16 protein-coding genes and 1 tRNA gene are annotated in these 20,879 nt (G+C 68.0%); 7 read left to right on the plus strand and 10 right to left on the minus strand.

Translation table 11 applies throughout. From position 1 onward, the window contains the following. Nucleotides 1-178: 178 nt before the first annotated feature. From lpdA to aceE, 4 genes are read right to left on the minus strand one after another with little or no spacing between them, the layout of a single operon-like run. Complete coding sequence (lpdA, locus tag VFE82_RS09390) at nucleotides 179-1,969, minus strand: dihydrolipoyl dehydrogenase (RefSeq protein WP_325000037.1); 1,791 nt, start codon at nucleotides 1,967-1,969, stop codon at nucleotides 179-181. A gap of 52 nt (nucleotides 1,970-2,021) precedes the next feature. After that, a complete protein-coding gene (locus VFE82_RS09395; protein ID WP_325000038.1) occupies nucleotides 2,022-2,612 on the minus strand; it encodes an MFS transporter in 591 nt (196 codons plus the stop codon). 27 nt (nucleotides 2,613-2,639) lie between these two features. Then, a complete protein-coding gene (aceF, locus tag VFE82_RS09400) occupies nucleotides 2,640-4,325 on the minus strand; it encodes a dihydrolipoyllysine-residue acetyltransferase (RefSeq protein ID WP_325000039.1) in 1,686 nt (561 codons plus the stop codon). Nucleotides 4,326-4,369: 44 nt separating this feature from the next. Continuing rightward, entirely contained in the window at nucleotides 4,370-7,081 is a 2,712-nt protein-coding gene (gene aceE / locus VFE82_RS09405; protein ID WP_325000040.1) for a pyruvate dehydrogenase (acetyl-transferring), homodimeric type, read from the minus strand. 165 nt (nucleotides 7,082-7,246) lie between these two features. Here aceE and VFE82_RS09410 point away from each other — a divergent pair, with 165 nt between their 5' ends. The 5 genes from VFE82_RS09410 to VFE82_RS09430 all read left to right on the plus strand — a co-directional run bounded on the left by VFE82_RS09410 (nucleotide 7,247) and on the right by VFE82_RS09430 (nucleotide 14,066). Then, nucleotides 7,247-9,778, plus strand: a complete 2,532-nt coding sequence (locus VFE82_RS09410; protein ID WP_325000041.1) for a PAS domain S-box protein — start codon at nucleotides 7,247-7,249, stop codon at nucleotides 9,776-9,778. Continuing rightward, nucleotides 9,775-10,404: a response regulator transcription factor gene (locus VFE82_RS09415; RefSeq protein WP_325000042.1), complete on the plus strand. Its 630-nt coding sequence runs from the start codon at nucleotides 9,775-9,777 to the stop codon at nucleotides 10,402-10,404. The genes VFE82_RS09410 and VFE82_RS09415 overlap by 4 nt, the downstream gene beginning before the upstream one ends. Then, nucleotides 10,401-11,252 (plus strand): bifunctional methylenetetrahydrofolate dehydrogenase/methenyltetrahydrofolate cyclohydrolase FolD, encoded by an 852-nt coding sequence (gene folD, locus VFE82_RS09420; protein WP_325000043.1) that lies wholly within the window; start codon nucleotides 10,401-10,403, stop codon nucleotides 11,250-11,252. Before VFE82_RS09415 ends, folD begins: the two co-directional genes overlap by 4 nt. A gap of 69 nt (nucleotides 11,253-11,321) precedes the next feature. Beyond that, nucleotides 11,322-13,382, plus strand: a complete 2,061-nt coding sequence (locus VFE82_RS09425; RefSeq protein ID WP_325000044.1) for a M3 family metallopeptidase — start codon at nucleotides 11,322-11,324, stop codon at nucleotides 13,380-13,382. 30 nt (nucleotides 13,383-13,412) lie between these two features. Beyond that, the gene (locus VFE82_RS09430; RefSeq protein WP_325000045.1) at nucleotides 13,413-14,066 is read left to right on the plus strand and encodes a glutaredoxin family protein; all 654 of its coding nucleotides are present in this window, start codon (nucleotides 13,413-13,415) and stop codon (nucleotides 14,064-14,066) included. On the opposite strand, the gene rpiA is transcribed toward VFE82_RS09430, so the two are convergent. After that, nucleotides 14,063-14,734, minus strand: a complete 672-nt coding sequence (rpiA, locus tag VFE82_RS09435; RefSeq protein ID WP_325000046.1) for a ribose-5-phosphate isomerase RpiA — start codon at nucleotides 14,732-14,734, stop codon at nucleotides 14,063-14,065. The genes VFE82_RS09430 and rpiA overlap by 4 nt on opposite strands. 41 nt (nucleotides 14,735-14,775) lie before the next feature. Here rpiA and VFE82_RS09440 point away from each other — a divergent pair, with 41 nt between their 5' ends. Continuing rightward, nucleotides 14,776-15,825, plus strand: coding sequence for a quinone-dependent dihydroorotate dehydrogenase (locus VFE82_RS09440; RefSeq protein ID WP_325000047.1), 1,050 nt, complete (start codon nucleotides 14,776-14,778; stop codon nucleotides 15,823-15,825). On the opposite strand, the gene VFE82_RS09445 is transcribed toward VFE82_RS09440, so the two are convergent. From VFE82_RS09445 to dnaQ, 3 genes are all read right to left on the minus strand, one after another. Beyond that, entirely contained in the window at nucleotides 15,822-16,940 is a 1,119-nt protein-coding gene (locus VFE82_RS09445) for an NAD(P)/FAD-dependent oxidoreductase (RefSeq protein ID WP_325000048.1), read from the minus strand. The two genes, VFE82_RS09440 and VFE82_RS09445, sit on opposite strands and share 4 nt — an antisense overlap. A 59-nt stretch (nucleotides 16,941-16,999) precedes the next feature. Beyond that, nucleotides 17,000-17,074, minus strand: a tRNA-Val gene (locus VFE82_RS09450). 63 nt (nucleotides 17,075-17,137) lie between these two features. Next, complete coding sequence (gene dnaQ / locus VFE82_RS09455; protein ID WP_325000049.1) at nucleotides 17,138-17,866, minus strand: DNA polymerase III subunit epsilon; 729 nt, start codon at nucleotides 17,864-17,866, stop codon at nucleotides 17,138-17,140. A gap of 42 nt (nucleotides 17,867-17,908) precedes the next feature. Between dnaQ and VFE82_RS09460 the strand changes: the two genes are divergently transcribed. Next, nucleotides 17,909-18,661, plus strand: a complete 753-nt coding sequence (locus VFE82_RS09460) for a glucose 1-dehydrogenase (RefSeq protein ID WP_325000050.1) — start codon at nucleotides 17,909-17,911, stop codon at nucleotides 18,659-18,661. A 15-nt stretch (nucleotides 18,662-18,676) separates the two neighbouring features. Here the strand turns inward: VFE82_RS09460 and fdx are convergent, their stop codons facing one another. After that, nucleotides 18,677-19,015 carry an ISC system 2Fe-2S type ferredoxin gene (gene fdx, locus VFE82_RS09465; protein WP_325000051.1) on the minus strand — a complete coding sequence of 113 codons (339 nt, stop codon included), beginning with the start codon at nucleotides 19,013-19,015 and terminating at the stop codon, nucleotides 18,677-18,679. Nucleotides 19,016-19,017: 2 nt separating this feature from the next. Then, nucleotides 19,018-20,874 (minus strand): Fe-S protein assembly chaperone HscA, encoded by a 1,857-nt coding sequence (gene hscA / locus VFE82_RS09470; RefSeq protein WP_325000052.1) that lies wholly within the window; start codon nucleotides 20,872-20,874, stop codon nucleotides 19,018-19,020. Nucleotides 20,875-20,879 lie beyond the last annotated feature (5 nt).

Genomic DNA, 20,879 nt, shown 5'->3' on the forward strand with positions numbered 1-20,879 from the left:
CCCTCACGCGCGGCGAACGCCCGGGAGATGCTCCCTCGCTTTCCGCCCTGCGGGTCGCGGCCAAACAGGCCGCACCTGCGGCGCTGGAGACGCTGCGGCGGCTGACCGCCGTCGGCTGGCGCTGGTGGCGGCGACCCTCCGCCCGCATCGCGCGCAGCGCTGAGGACCGGCCGGTGGGCTACCTGCGCTGCGGTGGCACGTCGGTGCACGTGCCGTGTGCGATCTCCGCGGCCATGCCGATGCTCTCGCCAAGCGTGGGGTGCGGGTGGATCGTCTTGCCGATGTCGATCTCGTCGGCACCCATCTCGATGGCCAGCGCCACCTCGCCGATCATGTCGCCGGCATGCGTGCCGACGATGCCGCCGCCCAGGATCCGGTGCGTCTGCGCATCGAACAGCAGCTTCGTGAAGCCTTCGTCGCGCGCGTTGGCGATGGCGCGGCCCGAAGCCGTCCAGGGGAAGTGTCCCTTCTTGATCGCGATGCCCTGCGCCTTGGCCTGGTCCTCGGTCAGGCCCACCCAGGCGACCTCCGGATCGGTGTAGGCGACGCTGGGGATCACCCGGGCGTTGAAGGCGACCTTCTCGCCTGCCGCGGCTTCGGCCGCCACATGCCCCTCGTGCACCGCCTTGTGCGCCAGCATCGGCTGGCCGACGATGTCGCCGATGGCGAAGATGTGGGGCACGTTGGTGCGCATCTGGATGTCGACCGGGATGAAGCCGCGGTCACTGACCGCGACGCCGGCCTTCTCGGCGCCGATCTTGCGTCCGTTGGGGCTGCGGCCGACCGCCTGCAGCACGAGGTCGTACAGCTGCGGCTCCTTTGGAGCCTGCTCGCCCTCGAAGCGCACCAGGATGCCGTCGTTGGTCGCTTCCGCGCCGACGGTCCGGGTCTTGAGCATGATGTTGTCGAAGCGCGGCGCGTTCATCTTCTGCCAGACGCGCACCAGGTCGCGGTCGGCGCCCTGCATCAGGCCGTCGAGCATCTCCACGACGTCGAGCCGCGCGCCGAGGGTGGAATACACCGTGCCCATCTCCAGGCCGATGATGCCGCCGCCCAGGATCAGCATGCGCCGGGGCACCTGCGCGAGGCCGAGCGCACCGGTGGAATCGACCACCCGCGGGTCCTGCGGCATGAACGGCAGGCGCACGGCCTGCGAGCCCGCGGCGATGATCGCCTGGCGGAAGCGGATGGTCTGCTTGCGGCCGGTGGGCTCCTGGCCTTCACCCGTCGTCTCGGCCACCTCCAGGTGATGTGGATCGACGAACTGGCCGAGGCCGCGCACCACGGTCACCTTGCGCATCTTGGCCATCGCCGTCAGCCCGCCGGTGAGCTTGCCCACGACCTTGGCCTTGTGGGCGCGCAGCTTGTCCAGGTCCAGCGTCGGCTTGCCGTAGCTGATGCCCAGCGCGTCGAAGTGGCTCACCTCGTCCATGACCGCGGCCACGTGCAGCAGGGCCTTGGACGGGATGCAGCCGACATTCAGGCAGACGCCACCCAGCGTCGCGTAGCGCTCGACCAGCACGACCTTCATGCCCAGGTCGGCTGCGCGGAACGCCGCCGAATAGCCGCCGGGACCGGCGCCCAGCACCAGCATGTCGCACTCGAGGTCGGCGCCGCCGGCATCGGTGGAGGCGGTCGGCGCCGCAACCGGCGACGGGGCGGGTGCTGCCGGCGTCGCGGACGGCGAAGCCGCCGGTGCAGACGCGCCAGATGCAGCGCTCGTCGCGGCCGCGTCGGCGTCGACCGTGAGGAGCACCGAGCCTTCCGACACCTTGTCGCCGATCTTGACCCGGAGCTCCTTCACCACGCCGCCGATCGAGGCGGGGATCTCCATGGACGCCTTGTCGGATTCCACCGTGACGAGCGACTGCTCGGGCTTGATGGTGTCGCCGGGCTTGACCAGCAACTCGATGACCGCGACTTCGTCGAAGTCCCCGATGTCGGGGACTTTCACTTCGACCTGACTCATACCCGCCCCCTCCCGCTTGTCATGGCGTGCCGTGCGCAGTGCCCGGCAGCCGTCACTTGGCTTCCTTGGTCCGCACGGTGAACACGTCGAAGGGAAGCGCCGAATTGCGGTCGAACTCGCAGCCGGCAGTGATGCCCGCCTCGGCCACTTCGCGGGCGGTCTTGGCCTTGCCGTAGATCGCATGCATCGCACCGAGTGCGAAGCTGCGGCCCGAACCGATGCCCCAGAACTCCTTGAATTCGAACACCTCGCGATAGCTGTAGAGCCCGTAGATGCCGGTCGCGTTGGCAATGACGACGCTGAACTGGCTGGACTCGTACGGGTCGCTGTCCTCCTCCTTGGTCTGCAGGAAGAAGTTGTCCTTGAGGTACGGGTGCAGCTTCGTGAACGTGTCGAAGACCTCGTCCTTGCTCCCCAGCTGGAGGATCTCGCGCGGCATGGAGCTCATGGCCTTGCGCAGCACCGGGAAGTGCGCCACCGTGCCGGCCATGCCCACGTAACTGGGGCCGGCATCGGTGTCGACGCGGAAGATCTTCGTGTTGTCCTCGTAGCGCTTGGAAAGCATGGTGTCGCCAAAGGTGACCAGGGTGTCGGCGGCGATGGCGATCTGACCGGCCTTCTTCACTACTACTACAGTCGTCATACGGAAACGATTTCTTGCTTTTTGCTTTTAAAGGAGCACGCGGCGGAAGTCCGCCAGGATGGCGCCCAGGTAGGCATTGAAGCGAGCTGCGGCGGCACCGTCGATCACGCGATGGTCCCACGACAGCGACAGCGGCAGCACCAGCCGCGGCTGGAACTGCTTGCCGTCCCAGACCGGTTCGGTCTGGCTCCTGCAGACGCCAAGGATAGCGACTTCCGGGGCATTGATGATGGGCGTGAAGTAACGGCCGCCGATCCCACCGAGCGAGGAGATCGTGAAGGTCGCGCCCGTCATGTCGGCGGGGCCGAGCTTGCCGTCGCGGGCCTTCTTCGCAAGGTCGGCCATTTCCGAACTGATCTGCAGCACGCCCTTCTTGTCGGCATCGCGGATCACCGGGACCACCAGGCCGTTGGGCGTGTCGGCGGCGAAGCCGATGTGCCAGTAGTTCTTCAGCACCAGCTGCTCGCCGTCCAGCGAACTGTTGAACTCCGGGAACTTCTTCAGGACCGCCACGCAGGCCTTGATGAGGAAGCCCAGCATCGTCACCTTGATGCCGCTCTTCTCGTTCTCCTTGTTCAGCTGGACGCGGAACGCCTCCAGCTCGGTGATGTCGGCATCGTCGTGGTTGGTGACGTGCGGGATCATCACCCAGTTGCGGTGCAGGTTGGCGGCGCTGATCTTCTTGATGCGCGAGAGGTCCTTCCGCTCGATCGGGCCGAACTTGGCGAAATCGACCTTGGGCCAGGGCAGCAGCCCCAGGCCCTCGCCACCCCCGGCCGCCGGTGCCTTGGCGGCCGCTGCCTTGGTGGCCGTCTGGCCCGCCATCACCGCCTTGGTGAAGTTCTGCACGTCCTCCTGGAGGATGCGGCCCTTCGGCCCGGTGCCCTTCACCTCCTCCAGCGGCACGCCCAGCTCGCGCGCGAACTTGCGCACCGACGGCGACGCGTGCGGCAGGGTGCCCGAAGGCGTCGAGGGCTCGTGCGGCGGCAAGGCCGCGGTCGGGACCGCGCGTTCGGCTGCCGGAGCAGGAACCGGCGTGGAGGCACTGGGTGCGGTGGCGGCCGCGGCAGGACCAGAGGCAGAGGCGCCGGAAGGCGCGGTGGCAGGCGACGGAGCGGCCGCGCCCGACGACGCTGCGGCGCTGGCGCCCTCGAGCACCGCGACCAGATCGCCGATGTTCACCTTGTCGCCGATCTTGACCTTCAGCTCCCGCAGCGTGCCGCCGGCGGACGACGGGATTTCCATCGAGGCCTTGTCCGATTCCACCGTGATGAGCGACTGCTCCGGCTTGATCGCGTCACCGGGCTTGACCAGCACCTCGATCACGGCCACGTCCTTGAAGTCGCCGATGTTGGGCACCCGGACCTCGACCGGCCCCGCGGCGGCCGGCGCCGGCGCCGGCGCAGGCGCGGCGGCCGCGGGTTGCGACGGCTGCGACGGTGCAGACGCAGGAGCAGCCGGCCCGGCTGCCGGCTCCTGCGCGTCGACCACGAGCAGCACAGTCCCTTCCGACACCTTGTCGCCGATCTTGACCTTCAGCTCCCGCACCACGCCACCGGTCGACGCGGGGATCTCCATCGATGCCTTGTCCGACTCCACCGTGACCAGCGATTGCTCGGGCATGATGGTGTCGCCGGGCTTGACCAGCAGTTCGATGACCGCGACTTCCTGGAAGTCCCCGATGTCGGGGACCTTCACTTCGACCGATGCCATGGGCTTTGTTCTCCTGGTTGTTCTTGTGAGCCGCCGGCCGGCGCTCAGGCGTACAGCGGGTTGATCTTGTCGGCCTTGATGCCGTACTTCGCGATGGCTTCGGCCACCTTGGCGGCCGGCACGGCGCCCTCCTCGCTCAGCGCCTTCAGTGCGGCCACGACGATGTAGTGGCGATTGACCTCGAAATGCTCGCGCAGCTTGCTGCGGAAGTCGCTGCGGCCGAAGCCGTCGGTGCCCAGCACCTTGTAGCTGCGACCCTTGGGCACGTAGGCACGGATCTGCTCGGCATAGGCCTTGATGTAGTCGGTCGAGGCCACCACCGGGCCGGCGTGCGGCTCGAGCTGCTGCGTCACGAATGGCGTGCGCGGCGTCTCGGTCGGATGCAGCAGGTTCCAGCGTTCGCACGCCTGGCCGTCGCGCGCCAGCTCGTTGAAGCTCGGGCAGCTCCAGACATTGGCCGAGACGCCCCAGTCCTTCTCCAGCAATTCCTGCGCGGCGATCGACTCGCGCAGGATGGTCCCCGAGCCCAGCAGGTTGACGCTGCCCTTCGCCTTGGCCTTGCCGCCCTTGCGGAACAGGTACATGCCCTTGACGATCTGCTCCTCGGTGCCGGCCACCAGGCCGGGCATCGGGTAGTTCTCGTTCAGCAGGGTGATGTAGTAGAAGACGTTCTCCTGCTTCTCGACCATGCGCTGCAGGCCGTGGTGCATGATGACCGCGAGCTCGTGGGCGAAGGTCGGGTCGTAGCTCACGCAGTTCGGGATGGTGTGGGCCAGCACGTGGCTGTGGCCGTCCTCGTGCTGCAGGCCTTCGCCGTTCAGCGTCGTGCGCCCGGACGTGCCGCCCAGCAGGAAGCCGCGGGCCTGCATGTCGCCGGCCGCCCAGGCGAGGTCGCCCACCCGCTGCAGGCCGAACATCGAGTAGTAGATGTAGAACGGCACCATGATGCGGTTGTTCGTCGAGTACGAGGTCGCCGCCGCGATCCAGCTGGCCATGCCGCCGGCTTCGTTGATGCCCTCCTGCAGGATCTGACCGTGCTGGTCTTCCTTGTAGTAGGACACCTGGTCGCGGTCCTGCGGCGTGTACTTCTGGCCTTCGATGCTGTAGATGCCGATCTGGCGGAACAGGCCTTCCATGCCGAACGTGCGCGCCTCGTCCACCAGGATCGGCACGGCTCGCGGTCCGAGCTCCTTGTCGCGCAGCAGCGTCGTCAGGAAGCGGACGTAGGCCTGCGTCGTGCTGATCTCGCGGCCTTCGGCCGTCGGATCGAGCACCGCCTTGAAGGTGTCGAGCGGCGGCACCGGCAGCTGCTCGTCGGCCCTGACGCGGCGCTTGGGCAGGTAGCCGCCGAGGGCCTTGCGGCGCTCGTGCAGGTACTGCATCTCGGGCGTGTGCTCCTCCGGCTTGTAGAACGGCAGGTCGGCGAGCTTGTCGTCCGGAATCGGGATGTTGAAGCGATCGCGGAAGATCTTGATGTCGTCGTCCGTCAGCTTCTTGGCCTGGTGCGCGATGTTGCGGCCCTCGCCCGCCTTGCCCATGCCGAAGCCCTTGACCGTCTTGATCAGCAGCACGGTGGGCTGGCCCTTGTGGTTGACCGCCTTGTGGTACGCCGCGTACACCTTCTGCGGATCGTGGCCGCCACGGTTGAGGCGCCAGATGTCCTCGTCGCTCATCTTGGCGACCATCTCGAGCGCCTTGGGATGCTGGCCGAAGAAGTTCTTCCGGACGAAGGCGCCGTCGTTGGCCTTCATGGCCTGGTAGTCGCCGTCCAGCGTCTGCATCATGATCTGGCGCAGGATGCCTTCCTTGTCGCGGGCCAGCAGCGGATCCCAGTAGCTGCCCCACACGAGCTTGATCACGTTCCAGCCGGCGCCGCGAAATTCGCCTTCGAGTTCCTGGATGATCTTGCCGTTGCCGCGCACCGGGCCGTCCAGCCGCTGCAGGTTGCAGTTGACGACGAAGATCAGGTTGTCCAGCTTCTCCCGCGCCGCCACGCCGATGGCACCGAGCGACTCCACCTCGTCCATCTCCCCGTCGCCGCAGAACACCCAGACCTTGCGGTTCTCGGTGTTGGCGATGCCGCGCGCGTGCAGGTACTTGAGGAACCGGGCCTGGTAGATCGCCATCAACGGGCCCAGTCCCATCGACACGGTCGGGAACTGCCAGAAGTCGGGCATCAGCTTCGGGTGCGGGTAGCTCGAGAGACCCTTGCCGTCCACCTCCTGGCGGAAGTTCAGGAGCTGCTCCTCCGTGATGCGGCCTTCCAGGTAGGCGCGAGCGTAGACGCCCGGCGAGCTGTGGCCCTGGATGAAGAGGCAGTCACCGCCGTGGTTCTCGCTCTCGGCATGCCAGAAATGGTTGAAGCCGGCCCCGAACATGGTGGCCAGCGACGCGAACGAACTGATGTGGCCGCCCAGATCGCCCCCGTCCTCCGGATGCAGGCGGTTGGCCTTGACCACCATGGCCATCGCGTTCCAGCGCATGTAGGCGCGCAGCCGCTCCTCGATCTCGAGGTTGCCCGGACAACGCTCCTCGTCCTGCGGCTCGATGGTGTTGACGTAGGCCGTGGTGGCCGAGAACGGCAGGTCGATGCCCTGTTGGCGGGCTTCTTCCAGCAGCTGCTCCAGCAGGAAATGGCCGCGCTCGCGCCCTTCGGCGGCGATCACCGCGGACAGGGCATCGATCCATTCGCGGGTCTCCTGGGCGTCGGCATCATTGGCCGCCGCGCCGAACAGATGGTCGGGCTGAGCTGACATGGTTTGTCTCCTGGAGGTCGGGTAATTTAGTCCGTGGAGAGCGCAGCCGGCCCTCCCGACGGCGGGCAGTGTCGCACAGAATGTATGCGGTTTCAAATGGTGCTCCGCCGTTTCACAATGCGGTTGGAAGGAGCTTGAAGCGCTCACCTACACTCCGAGCCATCCATGCAAGACTCCGTGCTCCCCGACCTGCACGAGGCGGCGCCCCCCATCTCGTGGCTGCGGCGCTGGTGGCGCCGGCAGACGCCCGGCCGACAGGACCGCTACGCGATGCTGGCCCCGCTGGCCGCCGTTCTGCTGTTCCTGGCGGCGATCATCTCGGCGTTCTGGTACCTGCGGCTCGAAGAGATGGAGCGGGAGCAGGAAGCGGTGCGGCGGGACGTCGAATACGCGCAGCAACGGCTGCGCCTGCGCCTGCTGGAACGGCAGGAGCAGCTCATGCTGATGGCCCGGGACGTGTCCAACCGCGACGTGGACCGGGATGATTTCGTCAGCCGCGCCGAAACCCTGGTGACCCAGTACCCCGAGCTGCAGTCCCTGTCCTGGATCGACGAGCGCCGGCGCATCCGGGCCGCCTATGCCGGTCCCAGCCTGGCCGTGCAGCAGCAACGCCTGGCGGGTGAAATCCTGCGCCGCGGCGAGACCGAGTCCACCTTCAGCCTGGTGCGCGACCTGCAGCAGCCGGTCTACTCGCAACCGGCCGGCGGCGTCGAGCCCGTGCCGCTGCTGCAATTGCACGTGCCGCTGACCAGCCAGGCGAAGTTCGCCGGCGTGATCCTGGGCGAGTACTCCATCGACAGCCTGCTGCGCTACGGCGTTCCTTCCGAGGTGTCGGCGCGCTATGCCGTCTCGCTGCTGGATGGCAAGGGGCGGCTGCTGGCCGGCCAGGCCCTGCCTTCGCGTCCCGCCAGCCGGCTGCTGGCCTGGGTCACGCCGCAGGCCAACGAGTACGAAGTGCCGGTGTCCCCGGTGGGCAATGGACTGGTGCTGCGTGCACAGGCCTACCGAACCTCGCTGGGTGTCGTCGGCAGCGGGCTGTTCTGGCTGGTCGGCACCCTCAGTGCAATGACCGCCTGGATGCTGATCGGCAACTGGCGGCACACCCGCCGGCGCATCAAGGCGCAGCAGGCCCTGGTGGCGGAGACCAACTTCCGCCGCGCGATGGAGAACTCCATGCTGACCGGCATGCGGGCGCTCGACATGCACGGCCGCATCACCTACGTGAATCCGGCGTTCTGCCAGATGACCGGCTGGAGCGAAGGCGAGCTGGTGGGCCGTACTGCGCCCTTCCCCTATTGGCCCGAAGCCGACCTGGAGCAGCTGACCGCCCGGCTGGACGACGAGCTGAGCGGACGCACCAGCCCCGCCGGCTTCCAGGTGCGGGTCAAGCGCAAGGACGGCAGCCTGTTCGACGCCCGGATGTACGTCTCGCCGCTGATCGACCCGAAGGGTCACCAGACCGGCTGGATGACATCGATAACGGACATCACGGAGCCGAACCGCATCCGCGAACAGCTCTCCGCCTCGTACGAACGGTTCACCACCGTGCTGGAGGCCCTGGATGCCTCCGTGTCGGTCGCGCCGCTGGGGAGCGAGGAGCTGCTGTTCGCCAACAAGCTCTACCGGCTCTGGTTCGGCCAGCACACCGGCGGCCACCTGCAGCTGGTCGCACAGGCCGGGGTGCCGCAACAGCCGCGTACGGACGAATCGCTCGACGAGGTGGATTCCTTCGTCGGTCTGCCGACCGGACAGCTCACCACCGCGCAGACCGAGAACGCCGAGATCTTCGTGCCCGAGCTGGGCAAGTGGCTGGAAGTGCGCTCGCGCTACCTGAACTGGGTGGACGGCCGGCTGGCGCAGATGGTCATCGCCACCGACATCACGCCGCGCCGCCATGCCGAGGAGCAGGCCGCGGCCCAGGCCGAGCGGGCCCAGTCCGCCAGCCGACTCATCACCATGGGCGAGATGGCGTCCAGCGTGGCCCACGAGTTGAACCAGCCGCTGACGGCGATCAACAACTACTGCAACGGGATGGTCTCGCGCATCCGGGCCGGCCAGATCAACCAGGACGACCTGCTGCTGGCGCTCGACAAGACGGCGAGGCAGGCCCAGCGCGCGGGCCAGATCATCCAGCGGATCCGCAGTTTCGTGCGCCGCAGCGAGCCGAATCGCACGCTGTCCGACGTGGCGACGATGGTGGGCGAGGCGGTCGAACTGGCGGAGATCGAACTGCGGCGGCGCAACGTGCGGCTCTCGCACTACGTCGCGGCACGATTGCCCAAGCTGATGGTCGACCCGATCCTGATCGAGCAGGTGCTGGTCAACCTGCTGAAGAACGCGGCCGAATCGATCGACCTGGCCCGCCGCGCAACCCCGCAGCGCAGCGTCGAACTGCGCGCGGTGCCGCGCCAGGTGGAGAACCAGGCGGTGGTGGAGTTCTCGGTGCAGGACACCGGCCAAGGCCTCGCCCCAGAGGTGCTGGAGCGCCTGTACGAGGCGTTCTTCTCCACCAAGGCCGAAGGCATGGGCATCGGCCTGAACCTGTGCCGAAGCATCGTCGAATCGCACCAGGGAAGGATGCAGGCGGAGAACATCTACAATGGCGCCGACGTCGCCGGCTGCCGGTTCTCCTTCTGGATTCCTGTCTCTGGCGCTATCAATTCCGCAGCAAACAAGGACACCGGAGTCGCCGCATGAGCCTGATCCCGAAGAAGGGCACCGTGTACGTCGTGGACGACGACGAAGCCGTGCGCGACTCCCTGCAATGGCTGCTGGAAGGCAAGGACTACCGGGTCCGCTGCTTCGATTCGGCCGAATCCTTCCTCTCCCGCTACGACCCACGCGAGGTCGCCTGCCTGATCGTCGACATCCGCATGGCGGGGATGACGGGCCTGGAGCTGCAGGACCGCCTGATCGAGCGCAAGTCGCCGCTGCCCATCGTCTTCATCACCGGCCACGGCGACGTGCCGATGGCGGTGAACACCATGAAGAAGGGCGCGATGGACTTCATCCAGAAGCCCTTCAAGGAAGAGGAACTGGTCGACCTGGTCGAGCGCATGCTCGAACACGCCCGGGGCGCCTTCGCCGAGTACCAGAGCGCCGCTAGCCGCGACGCCCTGCTCTCCAAGCTCACCAGCCGGGAGGCGCAGGTGCTCGAGCGCATCGTCGCCGGCCGCCTGAACAAGCAGATCGCCGACGACCTGGGCATCAGCATCAAGACCGTGGAGGCGCACCGCGCCAACATCATGGAAAAACTCAACGCCAACACCGTGGCCGACCTGCTGAAGATCGCCCTGGGGCAGAACCACGCCGCGAAGGCATGACCGCGCAGAACATCGACGGCAACGCGCTCGCCAGGACCATCCGCGCCGAAGTCGCTGGCCGCACGCAGGCCCTGCTGGCCAGGGGCATCCAGCCGGCGCTCTCGATCATCCTGGTCGGCGAAGACCCGGCCAGCCAGGTCTACACCCGCCACAAGGTCAACGACAGCACGGAAACGGGCCTGAAGGCGACCCTCGAGACGTACCCGGCCGACCTGACCGAGGAACGCCTGCTCGGTCGGATCCGCGAGCTCAACGCCGACCCCAGCGTGCACGGCATCCTGGTGCAGCTGCCGCTCCCGAAGCAGATGGACGCGAGCAAGGTCATCGAAGCCATTTCGCCGGCCAAGGATGTCGACGGGTTCCACGTGGCGAGCGCGGGTGCACTGGTGACCGGCCAGCCCGGCTTCTGGCCGTGCACGCCCTACGGTTGCCTCAAGATGCTCGACAGCATCGGCTACGACCTGCGCGGCAAGCACGCGGTCGTGATCGGCCGCAGCAACATCGTGGGCAAGCCGATGGCGCTCATGCTGCTGGGCCGCAATGCGACGGTGACGGTCTGCCACAGCGCCACGCGCGACCTCAAGGCACACACGCTGCAGGCCGACGTGGTGGTCGCCGCCGTTGGCAAGCGCAACGTGCTGACCGCCGACATGGTCAAGCCTGGCGCCGTGGTCATCGACGTGGGCATGAACCGCAACGACGAAGGCAAGCTCTGCGGTGACGTCGACTTCGAAGGTGTCCGGCAGGTCGCGGGCTGGATCACGCCGGTGCCGGGCGGCGTCGGCCCGATGACGCGGGCCATGCTGCTGGTGAACACCCTGGAAGCGGCGGAGCGCGCCGCAGCCTGATGGCCGCCATTGGGAATCGCAATCCCCGTTCGACGTTGAAGCGGGAGCGGCTGCCTCAAAATGCAGGGCATGCCCACCAATCCCCTGCTCGAGACACAAGACCTTCCCCTGTTTGACCAGATCCGCCCGGAGCACGTGGCCCCGGCGATGGATCGATTGCTGGCCGAGAGCGAGGCTGCCCTCGAGGCGGTCGTTGCACCCGACTTTCCGGCTGACTGGAAGGCGCTGGCGTCCAAGCTGGACTGCACGACCGAACGCATGGGCCGGGCCTGGGGTGCCGTGAGCCATCTCAACGCGGTGGCCGACACGCCTGAGCTGCGGGCTGCGTACAACGAGGCGCTGCCACGCATGACCGAGTTCTGGACCCGGCTGGGCTCGGACGAGCGTCTCTACGCCAAGTACAAGGCCATCGACACGTCCGGCCTCAGCAGCGACCAGCGCCAGGCCCTGAAGAATGCCGTGCGCAATTTCGTGCTGGGCGGTGCCGAACTGCAGGGCGCGGCCAAGGAGCGTTTCGCGGCCATCCAGGAGCGACAGGCGGAGCTGAGCCAGAAGTTCAGCGAGCACGCGCTGGACGCCACCGACGCATTCGCCTACTACGCCTCTCTCGAGGAACTGGCGGGCGTCCCCGAGGACGTGATCCAGGGTGCCCGCGCTGCGGCCCAGGCCGAAGGCAAGGACGGCTACAAGCTCACGCTCAAGATGCCGAGCTACCTGCCGGTGATGCAGTTCGCCCACAGCCGCGAGCTGCGCCAGCGCCTGTACCGCGCATATGTCACGCGGGCGAGCGACCAGGCGCCGGAGGAATTCCGCAAGTTCGACAACACCGACCTGATTCGCGAGATCCTGGCCTTGCGCCAGGAGGAGGCGCAGCTCCTGGGTTACCCCAACTTCGGCGAGGTGTCCCTGGTGCCGAAGATGGCCGAGTCGCCCGCCCAGGTCATCGCATTCCTGCGCGAGCTGGCCGCCAAGGCGCGTCCGCACGCCGAGAAGGACGTCGCGGACATGCGCGCCTTCGCCGCCAGTGACCTGGGCATCGCCGACCCGCAACCCTGGGACTGGAGCTACATCGCCGAAAAGCTGAAGGAAGCCCGCTACGCGTTCAGCGAGCAGGAGGTCAAGCAGTACTTCACGGCCCCCAAGGTGCTCGCCGGTCTGTTCAAGATCATCGAGACCCTGTTCGAGGTGACGATCCGCCGGGACCATGCGCCCGTGTGGAACCAGGGCGTAGAGTTCTACCGCATCGAGCGCGAGCGCAAGGACGCCAGCGACCACGTGGCCACGGAGCTGGTCGGGCAGTTCTACCTCGATCCGACGGCGCGCAATGGCAAGCGCGGGGGCGCCTGGATGGACGACGTGCGGGCGCGGTGGCTGCGCCCCGACGATGGCCGCCTCCAGACGCCGGTGGCGCACCTGGTCTGCAACTTTGCGGACGGTGTCGAGGGCAAGCCGCCGTTGCTCACCCACGACGACGTGATCACGCTGTTCCACGAGTCCGGTCACGGCCTGCACCACATGCTCACCCGCGTGAACGAGCGCGATGTCTCCGGCATCAGCGGAGTCGAGTGGGATGCGGTGGAGCTGCCGAGCCAGTTCATGGAGAACTTCTGCTGGGAGTGGAGCGTGCTGCGGCACATGACTGCGCACGTCGACAGCGGGGAGCCGCTGCCGCGCGAGCTGTTCGACAAGATGCTTGCCGCCAAGAACTTCCAGAGCGGGCTGGCCACGCTGCGCCAGGTGGAATTCGCGCTGTTCGACATGCTGCTGCACACCGAGCACGACCCCGCGGGCGACTTCATGAAGCTGTTGCAGCAGGTGCGCGCCGAAGTGGCCGTGCTGCCCTCGCCTGCCTTCAGCCGGACACCGCACACCTTCAGCCACATCTTCGCCGGCGGCTACGCGGCCGGGTACTACAGCTACAAGTGGGCCGAGGTCCTGTCGGCCGACGCGTACGCCGCCTTCGAGGAGACGGCCGATGCCGACGGTTCACCCAGCGTGGAAACCGGGCGAAAATACCGGCAGGCCATCCTGGAGGCGGGCGGCAGCCGCCCGGCCATGGAATCGTTCAAGGCATTCCGTGGCCGCGAGCCGTCCATCGACGCGCTCTTGCGCCACCAGGGAATGGCCTGAAACGACACCAAACCAAGGAGAGGGGTGAGCATGCTTGAGAGATCCCAACTGACCGGCCGCGTGGCGGCAGCGGCCCTGCTGGCGGGCCTGGCTTGCGGCGCCAGCGCCCAGGTCTTCCGCATCGTCGGACCCGACGGGAAGGTCACCTTCTCCGACAAGCCCCCCGCCGAGACGGGCGGCAAGGCAACGCCCGCCCCCACCGTCCCGATGCCTGGCGGGGCGGCGGCGGCCTCCACCGGCGGCCTTCCCTTCGAGGTGCGGCAGGCGGCGACCAAATTCCCGGTCACGCTCTACACCGGGCGCGACTGCGGCCCCTGCGGCACCGGCCGCAGCTTCCTGTCGGGCCGTGGGATTCCGTTCACCGAAAAGACGGTGACGAGCAACGACGACGCGGAAGCCTTCAAGCGACTGACCGGCGCCTCCACGGTACCCGTGCTGACCATCGGCTCGCAACAGCTGCTCGGCTTCTCGCAATCGGAATGGGCGCAGTACCTGGATGCGGCGGGCTACCCCAAGACTTCGCAGCTGCCGCCCGGCTATGCGCGTCCGGCGCCCACGCCTTTGGTGGCCGTCCAGGAAGCGGCAAGGAAGCCGCCCACTTCTGCGGGTACCACGACCGCGACGCCCACGCTGCCGCCGCCGCCCCCGCCCTCGGGCGGGAACCCGGCCGGCATCCAGTTCTAGAAGGTCAGCGTCCGCACGCCGGTGGCTGTGCCGAGCAGGCACACGGCCGCCTTCTGGTGCGCGAAGACGCCGACCGTCACCACGCCGGGCCACTGGTTCACCTCCGACTCGAACGCGAGCGGCTGCGTGATCCGCAGGCCCGACACGTCCAGCAGGTGCTGCCCGTTGTCGGTGACCACCGCGTCGCCGTCCCGTGTCCGCAATCGGGCCTGCCCCCCCAGCGCGGCGAACTGCCGCGTGATCCGCGCGGCAGCCATCGGGATCACCTCCACCGGGACCGGGAACCCGCCCAGCGCCTGGACCAGCTTCGATTCGTCGGCGATGCACACGAACCGGCGCGATTGCGCGGCCACGATCTTCTCTCGCGTGAGCGCGGCGCCCCCGCCCTTGACCATGTGTCCCTGGCCATCGATCTCGTCGGCACCGTCGATGTAGACCGCGAGCTCGCCCACCTCGTTGGCATCGAACACCGGGATGCCGATCGCGCGCAGCCGCTCGGTGGAGGCGACCGAGCTGGACACGGCGCCACGGACGCGATCCTTCATCGACGCGAGCGCCTCGATGAACTTGTTGACGGTCGAACCCGTGCCGACACCCACGATCTCGCCTGGCACCACGTACTGCAAGGCAGCCTGGCCGACCAGGGTCTTCAGTTCATCCTGCGTCACGCGACAATCCTCGGGCTTTGTTGTGTTGCCAGGAATTATCCATGCCGCTGCTGCCCTACTCGCTCGCGCGTCCCTTCCTCTTCGGGCTCGACCCGGAGGCCGCCCATGACCTCACGCTCGACTCGCTGGCTCGGCTGCAGCGGACCCCGCTGTCGCTGGCCTGGCGGTCGGCCCTGGTCGAGGATCCGGTCGCGCTCGCGGGCCTGAAGTTTCCCAACCGCGTGGGCCTGGCGGCCGGGCTGGACAAGAACGCCCGGTGCATCGACGCCCTCGGCGCGATGGGATTCGGATTCGTCGAGGTGGGCACCGTCACGCCCAGGCCGCAGCCCGGCAATCCCAAGCCGCGGATGTTCCGACTGCCCCAGGCCGGCGCTCTGATCAACCGCTTGGGCTTCAACAACGACGGCCTGGAGGCCTTCGTGGCCAACGTCCAGCGCTCGACCTTCCGGCGAGGCGGCCGTCTCCTCGGGTTGAACATCGGGAAGAACGCCGCCACCCCGATCGAGCAGGCCACGCAGGACTACCTCGTCGGCCTGACCGGGGTGTACCCGCATGCCGACTACGTCACGGTGAACATCTCGAGTCCGAACACCAGGAACCTGCGGGCGTTGCAGAGCGACGAGGCGCTCGATGCGCTGCTGGGCGCCGTGGCGGCTCGCCGCGAGGAGCTTGCCCGGGAGCACGGGCGTCGCGTTCCGGTCTTCGTGAAGATCGCTCCCGACCTGGACGAGGCGCAGGTGGACGTGATCGCCGCGACGCTGAAACGCCACGCCATGGACGGCGTGGTCGCGACCAACACCACCATCTCGCGCGAGGCGGTGCAGGGCCTGCCGCATGCCCAGGAAACCGGCGGTCTCAGCGGTGCACCGGTGCTCGCGGCCAGCAACCGGGTCATCGCCCAGCTCCGGGCTGCACTTGGCACGTCGTTCCCCATCGTCGGCGTGGGCGGGATCCTCAGCGCCGAGGATGCGGTGAGCAAGCTGCGCGCGGGCGCTGACGTGGTGCAGATCTACACCGGCCTGATCTACAAGGGCCCGTCGCTGGTCGGGGACGTCGCGCGCGCGCTGCGGCGCGAACGGACCGTGCGTTAACCTGCCAGCAGCTGCGGGACCAGTTCCGCGATGGCCAGCGAGCTGGTCAGGCCCGGCGATTCGATGCCGAACAGGTTGACCAGCCCCGGCACGCCGTGCAGCGCGGGACCGTCGATGCGGAAATCGGGCGCCTTCTCGTGCGGCCCATGGATCTTGGGTCGCACGCCGCTGTAACTGGGCTGCAGCGAACCATCGGGCAGGTCGGGCCAATAGCGGCGGACCTCGGCATAGAAGCCGTCGGCCCGGCCCGGATCGACACGGAAATCGATCTGCTCGGGCGCTTGCACGTCCAGCCACTCGATGTCCGGACCGAACTTGGCCTGTCCGCCCAGGTCGAGCGTGAGGTGCACGCCCAGCCAGGCATCGGCGGGCGCCGGGTAGATCAGCCGGTGAAAGGGCGAGCGGCCCGCCAGCGCGTAGTAGTTCCCCTTGGCGAACCACTCGCGCGGCACATGCGATGGATCCAGCCCCTCGAAACGCCGGGCCAGGGCACACGCGTGCAGCGACGCGGCATTGACGACGATGCGAGCAGCCAGCTCGCTGCCGTCGGCCAGGCGCACGATGTGCGGCTCGCCGGCGCGCTGCGCCAGTCGCACGCCATCGATGCGCGAGCCCAATGCCACCATGCCGCCGGCCCGTTCGAGGTCGCCCTGCAGCGCCAGCATCAGGCCATGGCTGTCGACGATGCCGGTGCTGGGCGAGTGCAGCGCCGCGATGCACTGCAACGCCGGCTCGAGCGCGCGCGCGTCGCCGCCTTCGAGCCACTCCACCGGCACGCCGTTCGCGGCCGCCCGCTGCTGCAGTGCCCGCAAGGCCTCGACCTCCGCGGTGCTGTTGGCAACCGTGAACTTGCCGCAGCGCCGGTGCTCCACCCCATGGCTGGCGCACAGGGCGTAGAGCAGTTCCTTGCCCCGCACGCACAGCCGTGCCTTGAGCGAGCCTGGGGCGTAGTACAGGCCGGCATGGATCACCTCGCTGTTGCGCGAGCTGACGCCCTGCCCGATGGCCGCCTGCGACTCCGCCCCGATCGTCTCGTGGCCGGCCTGGGCCAGCGACCGCGCCACGGCGAGCCCGACCACCCCTGCCCCGATCACCACTGCATCGACCTGGTCCATCTTCGTGCTCCGTCAGCCCCAAAAAAAAGCCGGCCCAGAGGGCCGGCTTTCAAGGATTCTGGTGGGTGATACATGGATCGAACATGTGACCCCTGCCGTGTGAAGGCAGTGCTCTACCGCTGAGCTAATCACCCGTGACCGTCCTTGCGGACGCTCGTGCCTTCTTCAGGCACTCCCCATTGCTGGAGAGCTCGCAATTATGCCACAGGTGCGGAGCCGTCTTCCCGCACCTGGATCCGCCACAGCGTCTTGCCGCCGCTGGCCTTGTCCAACTGGGCCAGCACCTCCTCGTGCGCGGCCGCTTCCTGCTCGCTCGCGAGCAGGACTGGCAGCGTGAAGGCACGCAGGTCCACGCGCGTCTGGATACCGCTGGCGGTGTCGCTGGGCAGCACGTCGATCAGCAGCGCTTCCTGGCCACGCGTGAGGTTGATGTAGACATCGGCCAGCAGTTCGGCGTCGAGCAGCGCGCCGTGCAGCGTCCGGCCCGAGTTGTCGACGCCCAGGCGATCGCACAGCGCGTCGAGGCTGTTGCGCTTGCCCGGGTACATCTCCTTGGCCATCGCGAGGGTGTCGGTGATGCTGCCGACGAAGGTGCGAAAGGCCGGGCGGCCGAGCAGTTCCAGCTCCTTGTTCAGGAAGCTCACGTCGAACGCCGCGTTGTGGATGATGATCTCGGCGCCCTGCAGGTAATCGAGCAGTTCGTCGGCGACCGCCGCGAACTTGGGCTTGTCGCGCAGGAATTCGTTGCTGATCCCGTGGACCTTCAGCGCATCCTCGTGGCTGTCGCGCTCCGGGTTGAGGTACCAGTGCTTGTTGTTCCCGGTCAGCTTGCGGCCCACCAGTTCGACGCAGCCGATCTCGATGATCCGGTCGCCGGCCTCGGCGGACAGGCCGGTGGTTTCAGTGTCGAGCACGATCTGGCGCATGGGCGCGATTATGCTGTCGGCCTCGATCATCGCGGAGGAAGCATGTTCAATCTGGCGGGCAAGGTGGCATTGGTCACGGGCGGCAACGGCGGCATCGGCCTGGGCATGGCGCGGGGACTCGCCAGAGCGGGCGCGGTCGTCGTCATCGCCGGGCGCAATGCCGAGAAATCCCGCGAGGCCGCGCACGCCTTGCGCGCCCAAGGCGCACGGGCCGATGCCATCGAGGCCGACGTGACGGATGAAGGCGAGGTGGAACGCCTGTTCGCCCAGGTCGGGGAGCGCCACGGGGCGCTGCACATCCTGGTGAACAACGCCGGCACGACGGTTCGCAAGCCGGCTCACGAGATGTCGCTGGACGAATGGCGCCACGTGATGGACGTGAACCTCACCAGCGCCTTTCTCTGCTGCCGCAGCGCCCACGGATGGCTCAGGCGGCAAGGCGGCAAGGTGATCAACATCGGCTCGATGATGTCGATCTTCGGCGCGCCCTACGCGCCTTCGTACGGCGCCAGCAAGGGCGGGATCGTGCAGTTCACGCGCTCGATCGCCACGGCGTGGGCAGCCGACGGCATCCAGGCCAACGCCGTCCTTCCCGGCTGGATCGACACCGACCTCACACGGGGTGCGCGCGAGCAGGTGGCCGGCCTGAACGAGCGCGTGCTGGCCCGCACACCGGCCGGCCGCTGGGGCGCACCGGACGACCTGGCCGGGATCGCCGTCTTCCTGGCCAGCCCCGCATCCGACTTCGTGACGGGCACCGCCATCCCGGTGGACGGCGGCTACTCGATCACGTAGCCGCCAAGGAGAACCTCAGTGGTTCTCCTTGGCGTGGTTGATCGAGTACTTCGGGATCTCGACCACCAGGTCCTTCTGCGCCACGATGGCCTGGCACGACAGGCGCGAGTTCGGCTCGAGGCCCCAGGCGCGATCGAGCAGGTCCTCCTCGTTCTCGTCCATCTCGTTGAGCGAGTTGAACCCTTCTCGCACCACGACGTGGCAGGTGGTGCACGCGCAGCTCATGTCGCACGCATGCTCGATGTTGATGCCGTTGTCCAGCAAGGCTTCGCAGACGGAAGTGCCGGCGGGCGCCTGCACCTGGGCGCCCTGCGGGCAGTACTCGGGGTGAGGCAGGATCCGGATGACTGGCATGCTCAGAGCGTCTCCACGTTGCGGCCGGCAAGCGCCTGACGGATGCTCTGGTTCATCCTGCGGGCAGCGAAGGCTTCCGTTCCCTTGGCCAGGGCCTCGGTCGACGCCTCGATCGACGCGGCATCCCCTGTCTGCGCCTCGCGGCGCAGGGCGGCCATCAGGCCGTCGATCGCGGTCCGCTCGGCCGACTCCAGGAGATCGCCATCAACGTCGAGCGCGCTCTGTGTGGCCAGCAGCATGCGGTCGGCGTCGATGCGGGCCTCGGCCAGCGCGCGGGCCTGCATGTCCTGCTGCGCCGTGGAGAAGCTCTCCTGCAGCATCTTGGCGACCTGCTCGTCCGACAGGCCATAGGACGGCTTGACATCAATCCGCGCTTCCACGCCGCTGGTCTGCTCGCGCGCGCTGACGCTCAGCAGCCCGTCGGCATCGACGGTGAAGGTGACGCGGATGCGCGCGGCCCCGGCGGCCATTGGCGGGATGCCGCGCAGCTCGAAGCGCGCGAGGCTGCGGCAGTCCTGCACGAGATCGCGTTCGCCCTGCACCACGTGCAGCGCCATCGCGGTCTGGCCGTCCTTGTAGGTGGTGAAGTCCTGCGCCTTGGCCGTGGGGATCGTCTCGTTGCGCGGCACGATGCGCTCCACCAGCCCTCCCATGGTCTCGATGCCCAGCGACAGCGGGATCACGTCCAGCAGCAACAGATCGCCGGCCGCGTCGTTGCCCGCGAGCTGGTTGGCCTGGATGGCAGCGCCCAGGGCGACCACTTCATCGGGGTTCAGGTTCACCAGCGGCTCGCGGCCGAAGAAGTCGGCGACGGCGCGGCGCACCTGCGGCATCCGGGTGGAGCCGCCGACGAGCACCACGCCCTGGATCTCCTCGCGCGACAGCTTCGCGTCGCGCAGCGCCTTGCGCACCGCCGCCAGCGTCCGCTGCGTGAGGTCGGCGGTGATCCGCTCGAAGTCGACACGGGCCACGTCCACGGCCACGCTGCGGCCATCGAGGGGCAGGTCGACCTGGGTCCGATCGGCATCGGTGAGCCGTTCCTTGGCCGCCCGCGCCGCCATCTTCACGGCCGCCTTCTCCGCCGGTGATTGCGCGTCGGTGCCTGCGACCTTCAAGAGATGCTCGGCCAGTGAGCGGTCGTAGTCGTCGCCACCCAGGGCCGAGTCGCCGCCGGTCGCGATCACCTCGAAGACGCCGCGCGCCAGCCGCAGGATCGAGATGTCGAACGTGCCGCCGCCAAGGTCGTAGACCGCATAGACCCCCTCGCTGCCGTTGTCCAGGCCGTAGGCGATGGCTGCCGCGGTCGGCTCGTTGATCAGACGCAGGACCTTCAGGCCCGCCAGCTGCGCGGCATCCTTGGTGGCCTGCCGCTGGGCGTCGTCGAAGTAGGCGGGCACGGTGATGACGGCGCCGTGCAGATCGTCGTTGAACGTGTCCTCGGCCCGGTAGCGCAGCGTCGCCAGGATCTCCGCGCTCACCTCTACCGGGGACTTCTCCCCGGCCCGGGTCTGGAGCGCCAGCATGCCGGGGTTGTCGACGAAGCGGTACGGCAGCTTGCCGCGGCCTGCGATGTCCTCGACGCCGCGGCCCATGAAGCGCTTGACCGACGCGATGGTGTTCTCGGGATCTTCGGCCTGGGCGCTCTGGGCTTCGAAGCCGATCTGCCGCCCGCCGTTCTCCAGGTAGCGCACCACGGAGGGCAGCAGCACCCTGCCCTGCGCATCGGGCAGGCATTCGGCCACGCCGTTGCGCACGGCCGCGACAAGGGAATGGGTCGTGCCCAGGTCGATGCCGACGGCGATGCGGCGCTGGTGGGGGTCGGGAGCCTGCCCAGGTTCTGAAATTTGGAGAAGGGCCATGGCGT

Source organism: Ramlibacter sp. (genome assembly GCF_035655895.1).
GTDB lineage: Bacteria > Pseudomonadota > Gammaproteobacteria > Burkholderiales > Burkholderiaceae_C > Ramlibacter.